Annotated in this window: 22 protein-coding genes; 2 read left to right on the top strand and 20 right to left on the bottom strand. The window is 33.8% G+C overall.

Annotated elements, in window-relative coordinates:
- Nucleotides 1-330 (bottom strand): hypothetical protein (locus tag AB8B65_RS08825; RefSeq protein WP_405300568.1); only part of this gene is annotated, 330 nt, incomplete at its 3' end.
- Nucleotides 314-910, bottom strand: coding sequence for a toxin-antitoxin system YwqK family antitoxin (locus AB8B65_RS08820; protein ID WP_405300567.1), 597 nt, complete (start codon nucleotides 908-910; stop codon nucleotides 314-316). The genes AB8B65_RS08825 and AB8B65_RS08820, both read right to left, overlap by 17 nt.
- A gap of 427 nt (nucleotides 911-1,337) precedes the next feature.
- Between AB8B65_RS08820 and AB8B65_RS08815 the strand changes: the two genes are divergently transcribed.
- A complete protein-coding gene (locus AB8B65_RS08815) occupies nucleotides 1,338-1,736 on the top strand; it encodes a LytR/AlgR family response regulator transcription factor (RefSeq protein WP_405300566.1) in 399 nt (132 codons plus the stop codon).
- 322 nt (nucleotides 1,737-2,058) lie between these two features.
- Here AB8B65_RS08815 and AB8B65_RS08810 read toward each other — a convergent pair whose 3' ends face one another.
- The 18 genes from AB8B65_RS08810 to AB8B65_RS08725 all read right to left on the bottom strand — a co-directional run bounded on the left by AB8B65_RS08810 (nucleotide 2,059) and on the right by AB8B65_RS08725 (nucleotide 20,583).
- The gene (locus AB8B65_RS08810) at nucleotides 2,059-3,351 is read right to left on the bottom strand and encodes a DUF3570 domain-containing protein (protein WP_405300570.1); all 1,293 of its coding nucleotides are present in this window, start codon (nucleotides 3,349-3,351) and stop codon (nucleotides 2,059-2,061) included.
- A gap of 57 nt (nucleotides 3,352-3,408) precedes the next feature.
- Nucleotides 3,409-3,621, bottom strand: a complete 213-nt coding sequence (locus AB8B65_RS08805; RefSeq protein ID WP_405300565.1) for a DUF4266 domain-containing protein — start codon at nucleotides 3,619-3,621, stop codon at nucleotides 3,409-3,411.
- A complete protein-coding gene (locus AB8B65_RS08800; protein WP_405300564.1) occupies nucleotides 3,618-4,598 on the bottom strand; it encodes an FAD:protein FMN transferase in 981 nt (326 codons plus the stop codon). The genes AB8B65_RS08805 and AB8B65_RS08800 overlap by 4 nt, the downstream gene beginning before the upstream one ends.
- A gap of 1 nt (nucleotide 4,599) precedes the next feature.
- A complete protein-coding gene (locus tag AB8B65_RS08795) occupies nucleotides 4,600-5,040 on the bottom strand; it encodes a thioredoxin family protein (protein ID WP_405300563.1) in 441 nt (146 codons plus the stop codon).
- A gap of 127 nt (nucleotides 5,041-5,167) precedes the next feature.
- Nucleotides 5,168-5,671, bottom strand: coding sequence for a Crp/Fnr family transcriptional regulator (locus AB8B65_RS08790; protein ID WP_405300562.1), 504 nt, complete (start codon nucleotides 5,669-5,671; stop codon nucleotides 5,168-5,170).
- A gap of 155 nt (nucleotides 5,672-5,826) precedes the next feature.
- Nucleotides 5,827-6,480 (bottom strand): MIP/aquaporin family protein, encoded by a 654-nt coding sequence (locus AB8B65_RS08785; protein WP_405300561.1) that lies wholly within the window; start codon nucleotides 6,478-6,480, stop codon nucleotides 5,827-5,829.
- A gap of 76 nt (nucleotides 6,481-6,556) precedes the next feature.
- Nucleotides 6,557-6,955 (bottom strand): heme-binding protein, encoded by a 399-nt coding sequence (locus tag AB8B65_RS08780; RefSeq protein WP_405300560.1) that lies wholly within the window; start codon nucleotides 6,953-6,955, stop codon nucleotides 6,557-6,559.
- Between the two features lie 108 nt (nucleotides 6,956-7,063).
- On the bottom strand, nucleotides 7,064-7,903 hold the full coding sequence (locus AB8B65_RS08775; RefSeq protein WP_405300558.1) for a helix-turn-helix domain-containing protein: 840 nt from the start codon (nucleotides 7,901-7,903) through the stop codon (nucleotides 7,064-7,066).
- A gap of 128 nt (nucleotides 7,904-8,031) precedes the next feature.
- Entirely contained in the window at nucleotides 8,032-8,622 is a 591-nt protein-coding gene (locus AB8B65_RS08770; protein ID WP_405300556.1) for a sulfite oxidase heme-binding subunit YedZ, read from the bottom strand.
- A gap of 32 nt (nucleotides 8,623-8,654) precedes the next feature.
- Nucleotides 8,655-8,951 (bottom strand): ferredoxin family protein, encoded by a 297-nt coding sequence (locus AB8B65_RS08765; protein ID WP_405300555.1) that lies wholly within the window; start codon nucleotides 8,949-8,951, stop codon nucleotides 8,655-8,657.
- 40 nt (nucleotides 8,952-8,991) lie between these two features.
- Nucleotides 8,992-9,963: a VOC family protein gene (locus AB8B65_RS08760; RefSeq protein ID WP_405300553.1), complete on the bottom strand. Its 972-nt coding sequence runs from the start codon at nucleotides 9,961-9,963 to the stop codon at nucleotides 8,992-8,994.
- Nucleotides 9,964-9,996: 33 nt separating this feature from the next.
- A complete protein-coding gene (locus AB8B65_RS08755) occupies nucleotides 9,997-10,404 on the bottom strand; it encodes a DoxX family protein (RefSeq protein WP_405300552.1) in 408 nt (135 codons plus the stop codon).
- An 89-nt stretch (nucleotides 10,405-10,493) separates the two neighbouring features.
- Nucleotides 10,494-13,178, bottom strand: coding sequence for a glycoside hydrolase family 3 C-terminal domain-containing protein (locus tag AB8B65_RS08750; protein WP_405300551.1), 2,685 nt, complete (start codon nucleotides 13,176-13,178; stop codon nucleotides 10,494-10,496).
- Between the two features lie 2 nt (nucleotides 13,179-13,180).
- Nucleotides 13,181-14,671, bottom strand: coding sequence for an alpha-L-fucosidase (locus AB8B65_RS08745; protein ID WP_405300550.1), 1,491 nt, complete (start codon nucleotides 14,669-14,671; stop codon nucleotides 13,181-13,183).
- Between the two features lie 287 nt (nucleotides 14,672-14,958).
- Complete coding sequence (locus AB8B65_RS08740; protein ID WP_405300549.1) at nucleotides 14,959-16,830, bottom strand: right-handed parallel beta-helix repeat-containing protein; 1,872 nt, start codon at nucleotides 16,828-16,830, stop codon at nucleotides 14,959-14,961.
- A gap of 43 nt (nucleotides 16,831-16,873) precedes the next feature.
- Nucleotides 16,874-18,190: a hypothetical protein gene (locus AB8B65_RS08735; RefSeq protein WP_405300548.1), complete on the bottom strand. Its 1,317-nt coding sequence runs from the start codon at nucleotides 18,188-18,190 to the stop codon at nucleotides 16,874-16,876.
- Nucleotides 18,191-18,213: 23 nt separating this feature from the next.
- On the bottom strand, nucleotides 18,214-19,959 hold the full coding sequence (locus tag AB8B65_RS08730) for a T9SS type A sorting domain-containing protein (RefSeq protein ID WP_405300547.1): 1,746 nt from the start codon (nucleotides 19,957-19,959) through the stop codon (nucleotides 18,214-18,216).
- Nucleotides 19,960-20,292: 333 nt separating this feature from the next.
- A complete protein-coding gene (locus AB8B65_RS08725) occupies nucleotides 20,293-20,583 on the bottom strand; it encodes a hypothetical protein (protein ID WP_405300546.1) in 291 nt (96 codons plus the stop codon).
- Nucleotides 20,584-20,971: 388 nt separating this feature from the next.
- On the opposite strand from AB8B65_RS08725, the gene AB8B65_RS08720 reads away from it, so the two are divergent.
- On the top strand, nucleotides 20,972-23,588 hold a 2,617-nt coding region (locus tag AB8B65_RS08720; RefSeq protein WP_405300545.1), incomplete at its 3' end, for an L-type lectin-domain containing protein.

The raw sequence follows: 23,588 nt of genomic DNA, 5'->3' as shown, positions 1-23,588 counted from the left end.
AAGTATACTTTTTTGTATCGTATCTGTTTTATGATACGTTTTTGTACATAGTACTTTGTAGAATCCCCAATCGGACACTTTACTATCTGTATGTATATGATCTGAAAAAATATTTGTTTTTATAGCTCCATCCTTAATTTTAGAAATGTTAGATAACATCAGTTGTATTGCTGAATCATTAGTGAGTTGCAATTGTGTTTTTTGAAGTGTTCTTTTTTGAAATAAGGAATTATAACTTGACATTAATAGCATTCCAAAACAAAGTGCCCCAATTAACAAACAAACAAAAACAGCTTGTAATAATGATGAAGCTTTAAGTTTTTTTTGCATTGGGTTTCTTTTTTTTGGAATCTTCTTTTTTCGTTTTCTTCTTCTTTCTTTTAAATATGCGTTTTAAAAAGGGCGCTCTTTTTATAGTATCCTTTTGTTTTTTAGGAACTATAATTCCCTTTTTATACACCAACGTATCGTGTGAAACGTAATTTATCCAAATTCCATGTTTTTTATGATTTCGATACTTTCCTTCTACTTTCTTTTTTCCGTTTTTAGTATAGGTGATAAAATCGCCATGTCTAAATCCTTTTCTCCATTTTTCTATTTTTGATAAATTTCCGTTTTTATACCAGTTTTTCCAGACTCCGTCTTTAAGCCCTTTATCAAAAATTCCTTTTTCAGCAAGTTGCTTAGATTTGTAATGTTTAATGTAAGTATTGACTAAAACAGCACCACCTATATCAGCGGTCGATTGATGAATTTCTCCAGATTTATACCAGAAATAAGTTTTTTCAACCTTAGGTTTTTTAATTTTTTCTGAAGAAATATAAAACTCATAATCAAAATCATGAGTGTTAATAATCCGCTTTTGAGGAACAATAAAAAAAACTAAAAATAGTGTGATCGATAGTTTCATAATACCAACTTAATAGGAGTTTAATAGCTATATTAAATTGCATGGTACATCACTTATTATAAAAAAGCCAATTATACTTTATAAGCGTAAAGAATAATGAATAAGCGTATATTTTTTAATATTATAAGAAGAAAAAACGTTCAAAAGCTATCCAATCAAATAGCTTATTTTACACCTAAATTTCTTATAAATCACCAACGCTCTAGAAGTTTATTTTGATGTATTATTTTTTGTTAACATTTATTTAACAAGAAAAAACATAATAATTTATTCAAAACATAACGCTCACATCCTAAATTCAACGCTTACACAATATTGTTGCATTGAATAGTTGCAATACTTTCCTTTGATTTCTGAAGACAAACCTAAGCTTCCAATTTCCCCAACCCGTTTAAAAGGAATAATAAACTAAAAAAAATATTGCATCATGTTAGAAAAAAGAGAGAATCAGAGTCTGCTAATTACAAACAATAAAAACTTTTTGCGTATTGGAGGTAAACTTCAAGGAAAATACATTGATAAATCACAAATTGTTTATATAGAAGCTTATGAGAGTTATTCTTGGATATGCTTAAGAGATGGTTCGCGAATTCTAAGTTGCAAAAATATTGGAACACACGAGGAATGTTTTAGAGATATTAGCTTTGTACGCATACATCGTTCATATTTAATCAATCCCAATTACTTAAAATTATACGAACCTCATTACAGACTTGTACATCTTAAAGGAGAAATTGTGTTACCTGTAAGCCATCGCAAAAATCGCCTTATTTTAAAAATGGTCAGTAATACAGAATCAAATACACCATTTAGAATGGCAATGTAAATAAACATCTTATCATATTAATATATTGTCTAGGAAAAGAAAAACACCATAAACAACACAAAAACAGATATTATAACATCCTAAAAACTGTGTAAATTTAAACTCTCAAAGTATTAGGTTTTGATCGTATCAACTTCAAATCCTCCTCCAAAAAGTTCGAAATTCTTCTCTCCGACTCCACAAACAAAACACCTGATTTTGTTGACAAATCAGGCGTTTTTATAAAATAAGCGTGTCAAAAATGCGTCATTGTTATTATCAATGTATTGCAACAGAACTATTATTTAAAAATAGTATACTTCTAGTTTAACTAAAATAAATATCAATCCATCACAAAGTTGAATCCTACAGTAATGATACTTGATGTAAATGTAGTATCACGATCATATTTATAATATTTAAGATCAATACTTTTCAATCCATATTTCCAAATATGCGTTTTTGCAAAAATATCCGTATACGATATTCCAAATCCAAATTGATTTGCGTTGTATTCAGATAAATCATAATCTGAGGTATAAAATTCGGCTGTAGATAAGTTTACATTTGCTGGCGCGAAATAATCGGCGGCTGACTGATTGTAAAATCGGTATGAAGGATAGATCGTGAATTTTCGCGAAAGCTTTACAGGAACTTCGATACTAGCCGTGTGCGAGTTAATTCCCCAATCATCAAAATAATACCTATAAAAGGTGCGAAGTGTCACATATTCATTCAAATACCAATTCAATCGACCTCCGATAGCGACTTTAAATCTACTATCAGGCAATTGTTCTACATCATCTGCCAATTGGAAGTTATCAATAAATGAATCTGCCACGTCTGCAAAGTAAACACGTTGAAAAGGTGTAGAAAGTAAACCTTGTTGTTGTACCAAATCAATGGCAAGTGAACCTTGTACATTTTTGTGTAGTATTTGAGAAAGTCCAAATCCTACAGCATATGAATTGCGTCCTTCGCTATCAAATTCTGAAAAAGAAGGCATATAATTTGTATTTCCTGTAATGGTATTTTGTGTAAATAAACCATTGCTAAGTCCATTTCCATTTTCTGAAAAAGGTCTCAATTCATACGGATAAATTGCAGTCCAACTGTCTATAAACACATTTGCATTTACACTAATTTCTGTATTCTTTTCATTGAAAAGCTTTGTGTAACTTCCGCCAAAACCTACTGAAAAATAGTCATATTCAGCAGCTATTGAAACTTTTGCAGACCAAATATCATTTCTATCATCCGAACTATGACTGTACGATCCTGTTAGGCTACTCCAAACATCTCCAGCCGAAGCTCCAGAAGACGCTACAAACGGATCTGCGGGACTGCCAGCATCAAACGGATCTACATTACTAGACGATGCAGATGTGTACGCAGAAACGCCAGCGTCAATAGTAAGTACATCATCATCATTCATTGGAATGGATATGATAAAAGTAGCTGTAAAATCTGTAAGTTCTTCTGTTCCAATTCCGCCACTTACCGCTGCATTGTCTCCTTCTTGTGAGTAGTAACTTGATAAGAAATCTATTTCGGTGGTTTCTAAGACACGTTTTTTATACACTTGCACACTATCTTTTGATTGTTCTTGCGCATAACCAACGATACATAAAAACATAAAAGTCAGTAGTGTTGTTATTTTTATTTTATTCATTGTATACATATTATCAATATCTTAATTACAGCCACAGCCACCGCCCGTTTTTCCTCCGTTAGCACCTGCAGCTGCTTCACGATATGAATGTGCGGTTGTTAGGTTTCGATCGGCTTTTTTGCCTGATAATGCCATATCAGGATCATTTATATTTACTTTTTCATACTCTTTTACGACAACACAAGACGTTAAAAAACTTGTGATGCAAATCGTGAAAACTATTTTTTTTATCATAATTTCTGAATTGTAATATTTTTAGAGGTGTACACGTTTCCTTCATCATCAATGATGATACATTCTACTTTAGGTAGTTGATTTATTCGATTTAAACCAACATTTTTTCCCATCACAAAAACAGAGGTGGCAAGTGCGTCTGCCAATTCAGCTTTTGGTGCAAAGATGGTTACGCTAATAATTCCACTTGATGGATAACCAGTTCTCGGATCAATAATGTGCGTATATCGTTTGCCATGAAAGTTTACAAATTTTTCGTAATTTCCAGAGGTAACTACAGCACCATTTGTAATGGGCAATAAACCGTATGATTTTGTTTTATCTAACGGGTTTGTAATGGCAACTTTCCATTCTTCTCCATTGGGTTGTTTTCCCCAAGTATTCATATCGCCAGAAGCATTTATAATTCCAGAAGGCACATTCTTGGACATCAAAAGGGCTTTTGCTTTGTCTGCCGCGTATCCTTTCCCTATGGCTCCAAAGCCAATTTTCATACCTTTTAGTTTGAGAAATACAGTACTTTTTTCTTTGTCTAAAATGATGTTTTCATAACCGACTTTTGCAACCGATTTTTTTATATTTTCTTCGGAAGGCATTATTTTCATACTACCATCAAATTTCCAAATACGATCCATGGAAGCGTAACTAATGTCAAAAGCGCCATCTGTTAAGTTAGAAATACCAATAGCGCGCTGAATTAATTGAAACAACTCTTGGTCTACTTTTACAGGTTTAATTCCTGCATTCTGATTTATTTTTGAGGTTTGAGAAGTTGCATCCCATGAAGATATTAATTTTTCAATACGCGTAATTTCAGCAACAGCGATATCTATATAGGTATTGCCTAATGCTTCATTATTTGCGACGACAGTAATATCAAAACGACTTCCCATCAGCTTCATTGTTCGTTTGTACGGTTCTTGTGCCACACAAGCCAATGAAAACAAAGTAATAAGAAGAATGAGCCAATTTTTCATATTACTTTACAAATGAATTTATGGTTTCTATATAATCTGCTACCGCGATTTTTTTATAGCCAGTTTGCCCTAAAACCTTTCCGTTACTATCTAAAATAACTACAAAAGGGAAAATTCCATTTTTGTTATATTTTTCTGCTAATTTTGCATTTTGAGCAGTTTGATCTTGAGATAATTTATTCTTTTTTCTACGAGGAAAATCCGCTTGAAGCAGTATATAATGATCTTTTGCATATGCTTTAAAAGAATCGGTACTCCAAATTTCTTTGTCTAATTTGATACACGGAGCGCACCAGTCAGAACCTTGAAAAACCAAGATTATGGGTTTGTTTTCATCAGAAGCCATTTCTTTTGCTGCCTCAAAATTTGTTTGCCATTCTTGTGCAAATATGAAGCTTGTACATAAAAAGAATGACAGTACAATTAGGATGTGTTTTTTCATTTGTGTGAATCGTATTTGATATGTTAATTACTGTTAAACCTATCTAAATCTACTATTACATTTTCTATTGATACAAAAATGAACAATTATAATACACTAAAAAATAAGATATCTTAAGAAATAAGTTTTATCCTTTTTTTGCTAATTTCCCTTTTATATAGCTTAAATGTTCTGGCGTCATTCCAAGATAAGACGCAATTAATTTTTGAGGTAATCTTTGTACCAATTGAGGATAGGTTTTTGTGAATTCAAAGTATCTTTCTTCAGAAGTGCTACTTAGTAATGAAATTAATCTGTTGTTTGTTGCTATTAAGTTGTTACGTAGTTTTGTACTTAATCCTAGTAACATTACATGCTCCATTTCTTCAAATTCAGGAAAATAGTTTTTATCTAAAATTTCGACTTCACTGTCTTCAACGGCATCTATAAAAATTTTGCTTTTTGTGCCTTTTGTAAAACTTTCCAAATCTGAAATTAGCCAGTTTTCTGGTGCAAATTGAATGATATGTTCTTTTCCAGAGCTATTGATGACATAACTTTTAAGGCAACCCATTTTTACTTTGTAACCTGATTTACAAATTTCATTAGGCCTAAGAAGTATAGTTCCTTTGGGTATTTTTATTGATTTCAACAAATTCTTTATTTTTTTTAAAACTAATCAATAAATTACAATTTTACCAAAGAAGTTTTAGATAGGTTTAAAGCAAGCGTCAGATTATTTTTTTTATAACCATTTAGTAAACGTAGTATTTACTAACTTGTTGCTATCCATATCCTAATTTTCTGTTAACTATTGGCTATATTTTTAGTTACAAGCACTTTCCAAACAAACATTGCTAAAATTGCGCCTAATACTGGAGCTACAAGATACAGCCATAGTGCCGATAAGTTTCCAGAAACTACAGCTGGAGCAATACTTCGTGCAGGATTGAATGAACCTCCAGAAATTGGCCCTGCAACTAAAATCATTCCAACAACCATCAATCCAATAACGAGTCCTGATACGCTTGCGGATTCTTTTTTGGAGCTTACACCTAAAATTGTCAACATCAAAAAGAAGGTTAATACACATTCCATAATAAATGATTGTAAAAATGTTCCAGAAGGAATTGTTATTCCTAATGTTGTGTTTTCGGGAAACATAAATTTCAGGAGTCCACTTGCAAAAAAAGCGCCTGTTATTTGAGCAGTAATGTATCCAAAAATTTTATTTTTTGGCAGTATCTTTCCAAAAGCCAACGCAATAGTTACCGCTGGATTTATATGTGTCCCAGAAATAGTTCCAAAACTATAAATCATGGCAATAATGATGATTCCAAAAGCTAAAGAAATTCCTACCAAACCTAAACTTCCATTGGTTTGTTCGTTTACGATTACGGCTCCAGTACCAAAAAAGACTAACGCAAATGTGCCAATAAATTCGGCAATATATTTTTTCATCTGATGCTATTTTTAAGAAGAAAAAAGGATAATCAGTATGCTAATTATCCTCTTTTTAAGAAATGTGTAGTGTATTTTAGATTGCTGTTGCTCCAGCTTCTGCAACTGCATGATCGTTTTCAACCGAACTTCCACTAACTCCAATAGCTCCAATAACATTTCCTGCTGCATCTTTTACAGGCACACCTCCTGGAAATGTAATTAATCCATTATTTGAATGCTCAATATTGTACAATGCACCTCCTGGCTGAGATAACTCACCAATAATACCAGTGTTCATATCAAAAAAACGAGCCGTTTTTGCCTTTTTAATAGAAATATCTAAAGATCCTAACCAAGCGCCATCCATACGTGCAAATGCAACTAAATTTGCACCTGCATCTACAATTGCAATATTCATTTTTGTGTCAATTGCTACAGATTTTTCTTTTGCTGCCGAAATCATTTTTTCAGCTTGTGCCAATGTAATATTCATAATTTTATGTGTTTTTTAAAATTTCTAAATTTTGATACAAATGTAGCCGTAGCATTATTTTTTACCGTTACCAAAACAGGTCAATAATTTATGAAAAAAGGTCAACTATTAAGAAGGAGTTTCACTTGGACTAAAACCAAACTTGTTTTTAAAAGCTGTACTAAAGTTAGAAAGGTTCTTGTAACCAAAATCTAAATAGATATCCGATAGTTTTAAATTCCCTTGCGCTAAGATTTCTTTTGCTTTTTGAAGTCGTTTATCTTGAAGCCATTTCCCAGGAGATATGTTGTACTCATTGATAAAATGACGCTTAAAAGTAGATAAACTCATATTACACAAAAAGGCAATTTCTTCTAGTTTTAAGTTGGAATGTAATTTACTTTCAATAATCTTTTTAAATGGTGACGTTTCTTTTACAATTAAGGATTGCAAGTAGGTTTCAAACGTAGTTCCATATTTATTGATAAGATATAATAGTATTTCTTCAAATTTTACCGAAAGTAAGTTTTCAGCAAACACAGAAGGTGCTTCACTAATTACAGCTAATGAATTTAAATAAGAGGTAATATATACGTCGTTTCTAATAATAAAAAAGGGAGTTTCATCAACTATTTGTTGCTTGTTTTGTGTATGCTTTTCTAAAAAATCTTTGAGGATTTTTTCAGAAAAAAAGAGGAGTTTACAGTAGTAAATTGCTTCTGTTTCTAACAATTCTGTCCACAACCAATTTCCTTTTTTTAGCAATAACGACTGATCTTTATTTACCTCAACAGATGTCCCTGCAAAATGGACTTGCTTTTTTCCGACTTGTAAAAAGCTAAACATATTCATGCCTAAATTTACTTTGCTCTTTACAACATCGTTGGTCATTTTAAAATCATACACAAACAAATCAGGATTTTTAGTTGCATCCTTAAGATAGATTTCTGGTATGTTTTCTATAGCCATCTAATTTTTTTAGCTTACTAATAAGTGATACTGCAAGATTAGTTCTGTAATGAACTAGACCACTAAATTAATAAATCTGAGTGGGAATCGGCTAGAATAAAAGAAAATTACATTTAATTCTTAGTTTGCTACACAAGTTGCTGTTTCCATACTCGATAGACTTGTAAAAGCATCACAGGAACAAAATGAAATAATGCGCCGCCTATACTTGCATGCTCGCCTTGCAAGCCTAATAATGCCCAATGCACAAATGCTAGTACCGCAGCTACATATACCCAACGTTGTAGTTTTTTCCAAGCGCGTCCCATTTTTCGGATTGCTGTGTTGGTACTTGTAATTGCCAAAGGAATAAATATGAAGAAAGCAATCCATCCTGTTAGGATAGCAGCATTTGAAAACTCATCAAATATCTGGCTAAAAGGATATTCTAAAATATAAAAAATAGTATGCAATAGTGTATAAGCAAATGCTGCGACACCAAAAAAACGACGGTTTCTAACAAGCCATCTCGATACGCGCCCTTTTGGAAACATCAATTTTATAGGTGTGGCAATTAAACTAATGATTAACATCCGCCCAGCAAATTCACCCGTAATATGCATAATCATATCATAAGTAAATTGTCCATATATGAAATTTACAGATGCCAGAATTCCTGGAATCGTTAAAAGTAACCAAAGCGTATACTTTCCAGTAAGAAACGATTTTAAATGATTCATGATGCATTCTGATTTTTGAGATTTTTAAATCATCAATTTTTATCGATTTTAATAAGTTTTATGGCGCGTTCAGGACATACTTGCACACAAATTCCACAAGCATGGCACATACTAGAATCTGTTACATACGCTTTTTTAGGTTTGAAGAAAGTCTTTATTTTTCCTTTTAAATTTAGCGTCAAACGATCTTCTGGAGTAATTTTTCGCATTTCTAAAACATCATACGGACATGCAGGAACACAATCTTCTTTTCCTCCACAATTATTTAGATTAATTACAGGCATCAACTTCTCGCCTACTGCATCACAATTTGATTGCGTCCGTTTCATAAATTCGTAATTTTCAACATGGATAGTTTTATGATTCTAATTAGGAATTGGTTAAGAATATTTGATTCCCAGTAGCATCATACACGCAATATCCACCATCTTTTTCTTCATAAACAGAAACATTTTTAATGGCTTGATTTAATTTTTCTTTGCTATTAAAAATGATTTGAAAATGCTTCATTCCGGCATGTTCACTTGGCGCTATAGGTTTATTGATTCCGTGCCAAGAATTTAAAGCAATCCGATGTTTATAAGCTCCGCCTGCGCCCAAATCAGCATACATAAATTGTGGCAAGTAATTGAATGGCAAAAAGCCTATTTCTTTATAAAAAGTATTTGATTTTTCAACATTGTTCGCATATAAATGTAAGTGCCCTAGATAGGTGTCTTTAGAAATAATTCTGGAAACATCTTTATCAGTAACATCTTTCAAAATTTCTTCTACATCAAGGTACGCAGACGCACTTTTAATAGTACCATCGGTAGTTTCAATTTTGAGACCGCCACTTGTAACCACTCTTTTAAACCTTTCGGGAGTTTCTAAAGTAAATTCAATGTTGATTCCATCCGGATCATCTAAATAGATTGATTTTGACATGGTATGATCTACCGGAGAAAATGGATAGTTGTTTGCAATCAATCGATATAACATATTGGCAAATTCGCCTTTGTTTGGTGCATGAATGGCAAAATGATACAATCCGCTGTAGCCTTTTTTAAAACTAGTTTTCGCAGTTTGATGCACAACGACTAATGTTTGTTTTTCAGTTCCAAATTCAGCACTATCCCCTGAAACTTTTCTCAGTTTCATTCCTACTATTTTTGTCCAAAAAAAAGTAGATTTCACAAGGTCTGTATTATTCAAGTGAATTGCGCCAAAGGTGGCAAATTCACTTGAATTATCTTTTTCTTTATTCGTATTTGACATTGCGTGCGCTATTGAAGAAAATCCATCCATTGTAATTAACATTGATGTTCCTAAGATTGTTTTTACAAATTTATTTCGGTGCATATCAAACAGTATTTTGATATTGAAACTATATAATTATTTTGGTAAAATTGGAGCTTTTTTACCTCTTCCCCATGCTATAAAAATTAAAATAGCAAGTAATACTACATTGATAGCTATAGCTGAAAACTCACCTCGTGTTGCATGAAATATTGCGGCTAGAATCATAATTAAAGTCAAGCCTAAAGCTGCCCAAACCGTTAAAAAAGGTTTAAAACGAAATATTGACGGTATCAATAAGGCTAAACCACCTAAAAGTTCACTAATCCCTATAAATATGACCAATGCAGCTGAGGTTGATGTTACCCATGGCATTGATTCTGCCAATGCTTCAATAGGTTGTGAAGCTTTCATCACTCCTGCCATTATAAACATAACCGCTAATAATCCTTGTGCAATCCAAAGTGATATATGCATCACCTTGTTACTATTTTGATCTTCCATTTTTTTGTTATTAATTATAATAACGCAAAGTTGCAATGTAAAGATGTAATTAGAAATAAGATATCTTAAGAAATGAATTTACTAGTTTCTTACTTTGGGTTTACTGTAAGCACAGTTCTAAGTCGTATGTCATTTGACGATGTCCCTATGAGTATTCTAAAGTCTCCAGGTTCAATAACGCGTTCTAGTTTTTTATTGAGCATGGTAAATAGTTCTGGAGTTAACTTAAATGTTATTTCTTGTGTTTCTCCTTTTTTTAGATGAATGCGTTGAAAACCTTTCAATTCAATAATAGGTCTAGCAACGGAAGCATATTCATCTTTTACATATAGTTGTATAACTTCATCGCCATCAAAGTTACCAATGTTGGTTATTTTACAGCGTACTATAGTACTTTCTGATGAATTAATAGTGCTTTTATCAAGTTGAACATCGCTGTATTGAAAGTTGGTATAACTCAGTCCAAATCCGAAAGGAAATAAAGGTTTCCCCGAAAGATTTACATAATCATCACCTCTTCCTGTTGGTTTGTGATTGTAGTATAATGGCAATTGCGATTCATGTATTGGGAACGTTATTGGCAATCTTCCTGCTGGATTGTAATCGCCGAAAAGCACATCGGCTACGGCATTTCCACCTTCATCACCTGGATACCAAACATCTACGATTGCAGGTATTTCATCAAGCCAATTTTGCATCGTTATGGCACTTCCTCCAACTAATATAACAACCGTTGGTGTTCCTGTTTTAGCAACTGCCTTTATCAATGCTTCTTGATGACCTGGCAACGAAAGATACGCTCTGTCTTTAAACTCACCTTCTTCAATACCAACGCAAACTACTGCAGCGTCCGATTTTTTAGCAAGTGCAACTGCTTCCGCTATTTGTTTTTGCCAATTTGTTTCAATTCCTGCATTCCAAAGCAGTTTAAACCAAACATTTCCTCTGGTTTCATAAAACTCAACTTTTATGTCATATGTTTTATCTTTTGTAAAAGAATACGGTTTGGTAATTTGCTGTACGGTTTGTTTTTTCCAATTGTCAATAATCAATTCGTTATTTATATACAAACGGTATCCATCATCGCCTTTGATACCAATATCAATAGTTCCTGTTTGTGGAGCGATTAATTTCCCTGTCCATCGAGCGGAATAATAGTCGTAGTTAATTATAGATTGATCTGGTGAAAAAAGTGTCCATCTAAAGTCAATATTTGCGTCAATTCTTGATAACGCCGGTTTGCCTTCTAGCTTTATATTATTGAAATAATCCGCTTGAAGCCCTATGGTTTTTTCACCGTTTTTGTAATGAAATAAATTTTCTTTGGGAACAGCTACAAATTCTTCAGGCATTCTTTCGGCACCTTTCGCGAAAGCGACATTTGCATGATTACCAACTTTATTTTTTATTCCTTCTAATATACTCACAGGATTGTTTCCTGGTCCAGAATAACCACCTAATCGTGCTTCGTTGGCATCAGGACCAATGACTGCAATAGATTTGATATCTTTTTTTAACGGAAGTGTTTGTGCTTCATTCTTTAATAAAACGATAGATTCTTGCGCTGCTTTTCTTGCTAGTGCTTTATTGGTTACTACATTATTGCTTTTTTCTAATGCTTCTATATTCACGTATGGATTTTCGAATAAACCCAATTTAAATTTAGCATATAGCACACGTCTTACCGCTTCGTCCATTGCTTTTTCGTCAATGATTCCTTTTTGAAACGCTTCATAAAAAAGCGGATAGTGATCGTAAGAGGTTTGAAAAATTACATCCAATCCTCCTTCTATGGCTTGTTTTGTGGATTCGGCATAATCTTTTGCAGTGAAGTGCAATACGTTTGCTCCACCAGTTGCTCCTGCATCAGAGATAACAAAACCATCAAAACCCCATTCTTTTTTGAGTTTTTCATTTAGCAACCAGTTATGTGCGGTTGCTTGCGTACCATCTAACGAGTTGTATGCCGTCATTATTGACCATGCTCCCGCTTCTTGAATGCTTGCTCTGAACGCTGGAAAGTAGATTTCTTCTAGAATGCGTTCATTAAAGTGAATTGGATAACTGTCTCTTCCGCCATCGCCAACATTTGCCACAAAATGTTTAGGTGTTGTAATTACGCCACGTTTTTCAAAAGCTGAAATATAGGAAACTGCCATTCTTGAGGTTAGAAATGGATCTTCTCCGTAGGTTTCTTCAACTCTTCCCCAACGTACATCTCTAGCAATGTTAATTACTGGTGAAAGATTTTGGCGAATGCCTCTTGATTTTACTTCTGTTGCTATGGAAGCCGCCACCGTATCCATTAATTTTGTATTGAACGAAGCCGCAAGTGCAATAGCTTGCGGAAAAGCGGTTGCATCTTCGCGAATTAAACCATGTAACGCTTCATCAAAAGGAATGATCGGAATTCCCAATCGGGTTTCTTCTGTAAAGTATTTTTGTATTTCATTGATAAGAATCGCCGTTTCTTTTGCTGTTCCACCTGCGGAATATTCTAGAATTTGTTCGGCACTATTGCTTGTAGAACTTTTTGTAGCTACTTGAAAACCAAAAATGCCGTGTTTGTATTTTTCTTTTCCATCAGATAAATCGCCCGGAATCATATAGAGTTGCCAGAATTTTTCTTCTACTGTCATTCTGGATAGTAAATCTTCTACGCGCTCATCAATAGCGACATTTGGATTTTTGTATAAGAATGTATCTTTTTGATTGCAAGAAGTTAGTATCAAAAATGTAAAAATGAAACTAACAATTCGTTGATATATTGACATGTTTATTTTTTTGATAATGCTGTCACTTTTATAGTCCACACATAATCACAAGGTGGATTGTTGCGTAGTTTTTTAGGAATTTTTACGGTAAAACCTGTTCCTGTTGCTTTCCACGAAAGTGGTTTGTTATATCCTAAAAGTGTGACGTCACTGCCTTTTACAGGTTGATGTGAATTTATTGTAATTGTTGAAGGCATAGTGATTTCATCTTGTTTTGCCATGTAAAAGAAATACGCATTTCCGTTATCTTGTTGCGTCATACAAATGTTGTCTTCTTTGTATGGTGCTAAGGTTTTACTATTGTAAATTCCTTCGCTGTTTATCTGCATCCAGTTTTCATAATCTTTTAGCAAACGATAAGCGCCTTCTTGCCATTCACCATCTGGTGTAGGTGCAATATTCAACAATAAATTTCCTCCTTTGGCTACAATATCTACCAACATTTGTACACCTTTATGCCCTGACATGTATACTGCATCATGCGTATATGCCCAACCGCCACCAGAAATGATACAGGATTCCCAAGGATACGGCAATTCTTTTTCAGGGACACGATTTTCGGGTGTTAGATAGTTTTGATTTTTTCCATGAACGGCTCTATCGACCACAATTAAACCTGGTTGTTTTGTGCGAAGTGTATCTACCAATTCATCCATACGGATGTCTTGTGAGACCATTCGGTGTTTTATAAAACCATTAGCAGCTTTGTTTTCGGCAAACTTTTCTGCGTAGTTTTCGTCTATGTTTTGCTGATCTCTTTTTTTTACCCAACCACCATCAAGCCAAACAATGTCAATGTCGCCATAATCTGTAACTAACTCTAAGAGTTGATTGTGTGTAAATTGCACAAAGGTTTCCCATTTTTTTGGGTATAAAGCAGGGTCGTAATTTACATTTCTATCAAAAGCAGGCCAGTACGGATCCCAATAACTTTTATGATGCCAATCGGGTTTGGAGAAATACGCGCCAACCCACATATCTTTTGCCCTAAAAGCTTCAAATAATTCCTTGGTGATATTTGCTCTAGGATTTGAACTAAAAGCACATTCGGCATCGGTTACTTTATAATCTGTGTATTTTGAATCAAACATGGAAAACCCATCATGATGTTTGGTAGTAAAAATCATATATCGCATTCCGGCAGCTTTAGCAGCTTCTGCCCATTTTTCAGGATCAAATTTCACAGGGTTGAATGTTTTTTTGAGTCCTTCATATTCTTTTACATATGCATTATAATTCCCAGGATTAGCGCCTTTTTTACGTTCACACCAACCATAATCTTCTGGACAAATAGACCACGACTCAACAATACTCCATTGACTGTAAGCTCCCCAATGCATTAGGAGACCAAATTTAATGTCTTGCCATTTATCTAATTTTTCTAGTACCAATGGATCAGTCTCAGGCACATATCGTTCATCTTCAAGAATAGCTTGTGACAAAGCAGAAATAGAAAAGTGGAATAGGAATAGTAGTAGAATCGTTTTTTTCATTTTGTATGTTGTGTAGTGTTTCGTAAGCTAAATATAAAAACTATGCTTTTTTTATATTTAGCTTACGAATCAAAGATAATTTTTAATACTGAATTAATAAAATAGTCACTAATATTACAACGAAATAGAGATTCTATAAATTTACTTGATTATAGCTTAACACTTTTGCAAAATATCTTGCTAAAACAAGCTTATTTTTTACTTAGTGAGTTCACTATTAATTTAAACATATCGAAGTATGCCAATGAGATAGGCAGATTATAGCATTACCGAGGCGTTATTTTAGATTACTTTTTAAAGAATTTAAAAGCTAAAATCTCATTATCAACTTCCAATTGCATAATATACGTACCACTTGCATATTCTTCTATATTTACTTCTAGTGATATGTCATTATTAATTTTAGTGAGTATTTGTTGTCCATAAATATTATAAATAACCATTTTATTTATGGTTTCTTTATCAATATTATATATTTTAATTTGTTTAGTATCGCAGCAATTAGATTCGTAGATTAGCATAGGTTGTTCTGCTGAGTGAAAATCATCGATTGCCAACGTATTTGAATCAAATTCATGCGCCCCAATATCAGTACCGTTTTGTATAGTAGTATTTCCATAAAAATCTTCAAAACTACTTAACATCAAATTCATTCCTGAATCAATAACTGGGGATGCACCTGTTAATTGGTAAGCTGTCAACGTATGTAAGTCATTTCCAAAACCAATAATACCTCCATTTCCTGGATTGGTCAGCAATGGGTTTCCTTGGAAACCTACTGGGCTTCCCATATCCATTTCTTGATTTGCATTTTGCTGAAAATCTGTAAGGGAAGTATAATTATTACCATTATAATTTATATTAAATCCCGCAGTTGTATAATAGGCATTCCCTTTAAAGGTGGCTGAATAAGCTCCTGCAGGAATACTAATTAAATCCGCATTATTTTCAACATAAAAAATATTATTCTGAAAATTTATATTTTGATTTATTGGATTAAAATCAAGAAAATAAACTGCTTCACTACCCGTATTGTCAACACTTTCACTTAGGTAAATAGTATTATTATAAATATCAATATTAGCCATTGGTAAGGAGGGTTCGCCATTAAATAAAAAAATAGATCCAGCATAATTTCGAGAATCATTTTCGGATATATTATATCTCATAGTGATGTTTTGCATTGCACGTGAACCTTGGAATTGCCCTATAAGGTAGCCTGGGCCTTCATTATCATGCGAGTAATTGTATTGCATAATTCCGTTAGTGACACCTCCATCTAAATCAAATCCTGCGCCGTCACAACCTGTACCATTACTCATTTGGTATACTTCGCAGTATTGAATAATTACATCATTAGAATCCCAATACCAAATTCCTACAGGACCACCACAGCTAGCATTTCCGCTACCACAATTATGTACTGTACAATATTCAATTACTGAATCATCTACATCTGATAATACAATGCCATTACCAGAATGTCCACTAAATGCACTAGAACCTGGTATGTTATACACATGACAATTACGCACAGTAATAGTTGAATGTGAATATCCTAATTTTGATTGAGAAAAGAATCCACTAGATGTTATTCCTTTATCCAAACAGTCATGAATTTCATTGTTATCAATTAATACATTAGAATATCCTGTATTATTAGCATACGACGTTATGGCAATTCCATATAAACCGAAGCCAAAAACTTCGCAGTTGCGAATTTGAATATTGTCTAACTTTACATCACCAGGAAGATCGGCGTAAAATAGTATTCCACTATTGGTATTGGTAGCCAATCCACTTCCTTGTATTATTAGGTTGTCAATGATTACACCTTGACTGTTGTAGACATATATTCCAAAATTATTTCCTGCATCAATGGTTGCTTTACCAGTTCCGTACGAAGAAATCTGCAACGGAGAACTTGCACTATTGCCATCAGTGCTTTCGATGTAGATATTTCCCGTAAAAGTACTACCACCTTCAAATAAAATGATATCGCCAGGCTGAAAGTTAATGGTATTGATATGTGCTATGGTTTGCCAGGCATCTGCTACGCTTGTTCCTGAATTAGTATCGCTACCAGAAGGGCTTACATAATAAGTTGTTGCATAAGTATTTAAAAAAAATAAATAGATGAGGGAAATGATTTTTTTCATTTTTATAATTAGATAAGATTAGGGGTTATATTTTTGGTGGGTATTAATTGCCTACAATGGCCCAATAGGTTCCAGTACTGTGTATTTTGATGCGCTGTCCTGTAGGTAGTGTGTTTTGTACAGTATTAGTTAATGGATTCCATATAATTCCTCCCAACGAGTTTAAAGTTATTGTCCCATTGTTGTAGGCACACATTAACACATAGGTTTTATTGGCATTTAATGCAGCATCAGGAATTGTAAATTGAGTAACCGTATTGTACGCAATTACCGTATGATCTGCAGCAGTTAATACGTAGTTAGCTGCTCCAACTTCATTGATGGACTCGTTTCCTGGAGCATCACTCCAGCCTAGCGTACCAGCGTTGTCTTGTAATTGTAGTACCTGTCCTTGAACTCCTGAACTGTTAGGGAATGTATATTGATTAGTTAAAAGCTCGTCTTGAGCTATGGCTAATCTTCCTATAAACATTCCTGCATAGGAATTTGCTTTTGTAGCTTGCGACCAAGTAGCGAAATGAGCACCGCCAGCATTGGGATCTATATAATTTAGCGTTCCAAATTTATTGCCAGTTCCTGTAGCTATAGACTCTATTACATTTGAAGTACCTATTATAGTTCCATTTCCTGTTCCTCCCATTGTGTTTAGGGTTCCATAGTCTTCACTATCTCCTGTTGTAAACACCTCATTAACAGTACCTAGCACTTCTCCTGTAGAAGTTGATGTTGTATATGTTACATTTCCTACTATTTTTCCAGTACCACTTCCTTGATTGTAAACAAAAACACCTCTATATTCCCCCGAGTTAGAGTTATTTCCATAAATGCTAATCCCGTTTAACCTGTTTGTAGTTCCTGTATGGCTAGTGGTTCTTTGAATGTGTGCTGCGCTTTCAGGGGTATTTGTTGCGGTAACCGACTCAACATATAAAGGTGTGCCATAATTGGTAGTGGTTCCAATGTTTACATTTCCAGTTCTGTAAACTGGTGATGCCACTGAACTAGGCGGATTAGACGTTGATACCTCTAAAAAATCTGCATCCACAAATGGCGTCCAAGCTGTTCCACTCCAGTAATAAAAACCTTCTCCTGTGGTAACATTTGTATTGTAGACTAAGAGACCGTTAATCATTGTTCCTGTAATAGGAGCTGCCGTTGATAAATCGGCTATATTAATTCTAGGAATTAAAACACCTTTGTCTGTACTCTCTATATCTAATATTGCAATATCAGCAGGCATATCTGTATTGATTCCTACTTGTGAATAAATATTTATGCAAAATAATAAAGCAACAAATGACAGTAATGATTTATTATTAAAAAACCTTGAGGTTAAGTAAAACGAGGCACTATAAGTCATATTTTTATTTTTTAGTTTATTAATTATTTTATGATTATTTTTTTTGTTATCCATTTTTGCTCCGCAAAAACATGTACGATGTATGTTCCTGTACTTAGTCCTTTTGTGTTGATTGTGTAAGATGACTTTACGCCTTTGTATTCGTTAGCTATTATTTTTTTACCAAGCAAATCGTATATTGTTACGGAAATAACTTCCTTATAGTTTGGATTTAAAATATTTAGTAGATTGGAGTAATTATCTTGATATAGCAGTACATCATCATTTTCAAACTCTGAAACTGATAAAGCACTATCATTTACAAAAACAATTTCAAAGCGAGTATTATATATTCCTTGCGGTAAATTTATTTCAAAAAAATTGTTTCTTAAATTAGCATAGGAATCTGTTTCTTTATCATGTAAAAAAACAGGTTGATTGTCATCAAAATGCTGAATATCAGCAATCCTCACACGTAAGTTTTGTTGAGTTTCTAATTTAAAAATAATTGGAATTTTTGTAGTGTTAATATCTAAAGGTAATGCTTGTGCTATGAAAGGTTCATTCTCTACAATCCAATACGCATCATTAGCCACATCGTTAGGGCTTTTTGACTCTAGTCCGTAATCGAAATTAATTGTTGCTTCAGTATCATGAAATGTTTGTACCAGTTGACGCGTATATAAGTCATTAAAATCAATATTTAAACGAAAGCGTTTGTAATCGTTGGGTACTGTATGATAATCCGTTATAGTTTCTGTGAAAGCATTAGCATTACTATCAGCATTTCTAAAAAATACACTTTGAGCACCTGATTGGGGATAATATTCTCTATGCGCATTGGTAGTTCGTACTATTCCTGTTGTTGGATTACTACCTTCTACCATGAATCCTTGCCCTACTGGAATGTATCGTTGGGCTTGTTTGCCACTTGTGCTACTTGATCCTACAGTATTTAATGAACCATCACTGTTATATGTATCAAAAGTAGCAGGAATAAAAGTTTCAACAGTTCCTGCTGAGTTTATTGTGTACGTTGCATATCCTCCAACATAATCGGCTATATAGTGAGAAAAAACCGTTAAATCTTGCTCCCAATAATATAATGTACCAGTAATGGCAGCACTATTATCTGTATCGTGAATGAAAGCCATCGCATCTAGAGACGATGGGTATGGATTTCCAATAAGAGTCCAAACATCTGCCATCACTGTATTAGTGATAGTTCCATTGTTGGGTTTTCCTCTAAAATCGTACAATTGACTATTTGAAGAACCACTTGTTCCTTTCATAGTAAAACCTAATCCAGGAGCTATAGTTCCTATATCACCACGGTACACCCAGTCACTGTAGAATTCTGAATTTTCAAATGTATATATCCAATAACTTGCAATAACTAAAGGGGATGAAGTACCATCATAATTGATAAATGTTACATCATTACTTGTTAGCAGCCCTGTAGCATCATCAATAAGATTTGCTCTAAAATTTTCATTTCCGCTTGTTAGATTGTTTCCGACTGGTGAACACCAATAGTTATAGGCATAATTGTGTGTAGTTCCTCTTTGATAAACACTGAGCTGTCCAGAACCAAGATTCCCAGTAGTTCCAGTTCCTTGAAGTAATTGCGCATCATTTCTTAAGTATAATTTACTATCAGCTTGTTGTAAATTTACATTATCAGTAACAAAAATGAAGTTGTCTTCAACAAATATATAGTTATCTCCAACAATACTTAGTTGACCTAAAGCTGTATAAGAAATAAAAAAAAAAAAAATTAAGGGTCTCATATTTAATTTTTTGCAATTTAGTTTTTTTTTTTTTAAACGGGAGTTTTTTAAAAAGATAATTTATGAAACTCGTTTAATACTAAGTATTCATTAACTGTAATGATCATTGGTATGTATATTACTCTTTTTTAAATTAATAAAACATAAGTTTAGGCTTAAATATTCAGAATCTAAACTTATGTTTATTTTAGTATTACATTGTACTGCTTTTGACTTGTAAAAGCAGCTTATTTCCATCCTCCGCCTAAAGCTTTGTATAGCGTTACCATAGCAACGAATTGTTCATTTTTAGCTTCTAATGCATCTCGTTGTGTTAATAATACTTCCATATAATCAGCTATAGTAGGTTGAAAGAGTTGATTGGAAATTAATGGATTCTGTTAGCGAAGTTACTTGTTGTTTTTTTAATTCATAACTTTTACTCAAATTTTCAATACTTGAAAGTTGATTCGTTACTTCTTGATACGCCTTAAGTAAGATTTGTTCGTACTCATATACAGCTGCTCTTTGCTGCGCATTGGCATTTTTAAGAGATTTTAGCATTGAACAATTCGTATCATAAACGACATGAATTCTAAAAGAAGTGTAAAAATTATGATGTATGATTAATTGTATTTTTAGCATTCTCAATCTTTAACATCGAATGAATCAACTCAACATCCGCCTCCAAAAAGTTCAAACTCCTTCTCTCCGACTCTAATAATAATGCTTTAAAGAACTCGTTTTTTGAGTTGACAATATGGTTGACAGTAATCTTTTTTTTTAATTTCTTCCTACAATTTAGATTTCATTCTAGAACACATTTTCCAAATCATTACGCTACAAAAACACTAAAAACCACTTCATCTCAAACTAAAAAGATTTTAGCAATCACTTTACTATAAAGAGATAATTCATCATATTTGTCTTATATAATTGCAAGACAATGATTTTAATAAAACATAGCAACAGTATAAAAAATATTTTCACACTATTTTGCATACTGTTTTGCGTACAACTCAATGCACAATTAATGCCTTCTCTCATAGGGGATGCAGTAGATATTGGAGGCGATTGCTTTGAAATTACACAAAATATAAACACCCAATCTGGAGCTATTTGGTCAGGAACAGCTATCGACGTTACAGAAGATTTTGTAGTTGAATTTAGAGGTTTCTTTGGAACAAATGATGCAAATGGTGCGGATGGAATTACATTTATTCTAAAAAACACACAAACTCCCGAAATAGGAAATTTAGGTGGCGGAATGGGATATGAAGGTATCAATAACTCATTAGCTGTCGAATTTGATACTTGGCAAAATAATGAATTAGGCGATCCCTTTTTTGATCATCTTGCCATAGTAAGTCAAGGGAATAATAATCACAATGGAGCTGCCAATTTAGCCGGACCAGTGCAAGCTTCACCAACATCTACCAATATTGAAGATGGTGTTGAACATATTATTCGAATCGAATGGACAGCCGCAACTACAACGCTAGATGTATATTTCGATTGTTCACTTCGACTCTCATACACAGGAGATATTGTAACTAATCTTTTCGCAGGCGTTTCACAAGCATATTTCGGATTTACAAGCTCTACAGGTGGTGCCGCAAACTTACAACGTGTATGTTTTGACTATGTATCTTTTGCAAATTCACTTGCCTTCGGAGATGAAACTATCTGTACAGGTGATTCACTAAGTTCAGTCGATGCATCAATAACAGGCGCTACGTCGTATTCATGGACGCCAACCACAGGCGTAAGTGATCCTACATTGCCAAATCCAGTATTTACACCAACAACAACGACTACCTACACTGTCGAAATATCAAACAGTTGTGCAGATATTATTCAAGAAGGTTTTACAATCACTGTAGAACCAGCTCCAACGGCAAATGCTGTCCCAGATATAACAGTATGTGACGATCTTACCAATGATGGTACTGAAGAATTCAATTTCACAACACTCGATGACGCAATTCTTGACACGCAAGATCCTGCAATCTTTATGGTGACCTACCATCTAAGTCAAACGGATGCAGATAACAATGCAAATGCGCTTACGTTTCCATACACAAACACAAACCAATGTGAACAAATATTTGTCCGATTAGAAAACGACTCAAATTCAGTTTGCTATGACACTACCAGTTTCCAAATCTGTGTAAACACATTACCTATCGCGAATCAGCCAAATAACATGATTGCCTGTGATTTTGATGCAAATACTACCGAAACATTCAACCTATCAACGCAAGATGCTGACATATTAGACACACAAAATGCTACAGATTTCGATATAACGTATCATGAAAATTTCGATGATGCGGATGGAGACATAAATCCATTAGCTACCAACCACACAGGAACGGATCAGGATACTATTTTTGTGCGAATTGAAAGTGCAGAAGCAGGAAACGATTGTTATGCAATTACTTCTTTCCAACTCATCGTAAATACAGTTCCTATTGCAAATGTAGCACCTGATATTGATGTATGCGACGACAATTCTAATGATGGTTTTGAAAACTTCAACTTTACAAATCTAGATGCAACAATTCTTGGAACGCAAGATGCCGGATTATTTTCAGTAACATACTATGCAAATCAAACAGATGCCGACAACAGAACAAATGCCTTAACATTTCCATTCACAAATACGGCTGCATGTCAGGAAATAGTTGCGCGTATCGAAAATGATGCAAACACAGACTGTTTCAGTACAACCAACTTTGAAATCTGTGTCTATTCACAACCAATAGCAAATCAACCTGAAAATATGATTGCTTGCGATCTAAATGGTGACGGTTTTGAAAATTACGATTTTACAACGCAAGAAGCAGACATACTAGGAATGCAAAATGCCGCAAATTTCAACATAACCTATCATGAAAATTTCGCTGATGCAGATGGAGACACAAATGCATTAGCCGAAAACTACTTAGGAACGGATGGTGAAATTATTTTTGTTCGAATTGAAAGTACGCAAACCGGAAACACCTGTTTTGCCATAACTTCCTTCGAAATTCTATTTGAAGAATTACCTTCTGCAAATGCGCCTACAGATTTAATTGTCTGTGATGATGAAACTGCTGATGGTTTTACTGCTGTAGATTTAAACGTGAAAAATGATGAAATTTCTGGAGGAATCCCTGGACTTTCTGTCCGATACTACTTAACACAAGCAGATGCCGAAAATGACGCAAATGCATTAGCAATTCCATATACAAATATCAGTAATCCCCAAATAGTTTTTGTACGTGTAGAAACGCCCAATACAGGTTGTTATGTTACTACAACGTTAAACATCTCTGTAGTTGATGCATTACAAGTATTTCCTGCAATACCATTAGAATATTGTGATACAGACAACGATGGAATTGGTGTTTTTGACATTCAAAGTACCGAAAATCAAATTACGGGCGGTATGCAAACTGACATTGTTGTAACGTATTACGAAACACTTGAAAACGCTGAAAATGATGTAAACGAAATTACAAATACCACAGCATACAGCAACATCAACCCAGAAACGCAAACAATTCATGTGCGTGTTGAAAATGTATTAACTGGTTGTTTTAATGTGGTCGATTTAATTTTAATTGTGCACGATTCTCCTGAAATTGCTGCAATTGATGCGACAA

Origin of the sequence: Kordia sp. (assembly GCF_045105435.1) — a bacterium.
Lineage (GTDB): Bacteria > Bacteroidota > Bacteroidia > Flavobacteriales > Flavobacteriaceae > Kordia.
Note: the sequence above shows the minus strand (reverse complement) of the source record. Positions and strands in the feature narration are given on the sequence as shown.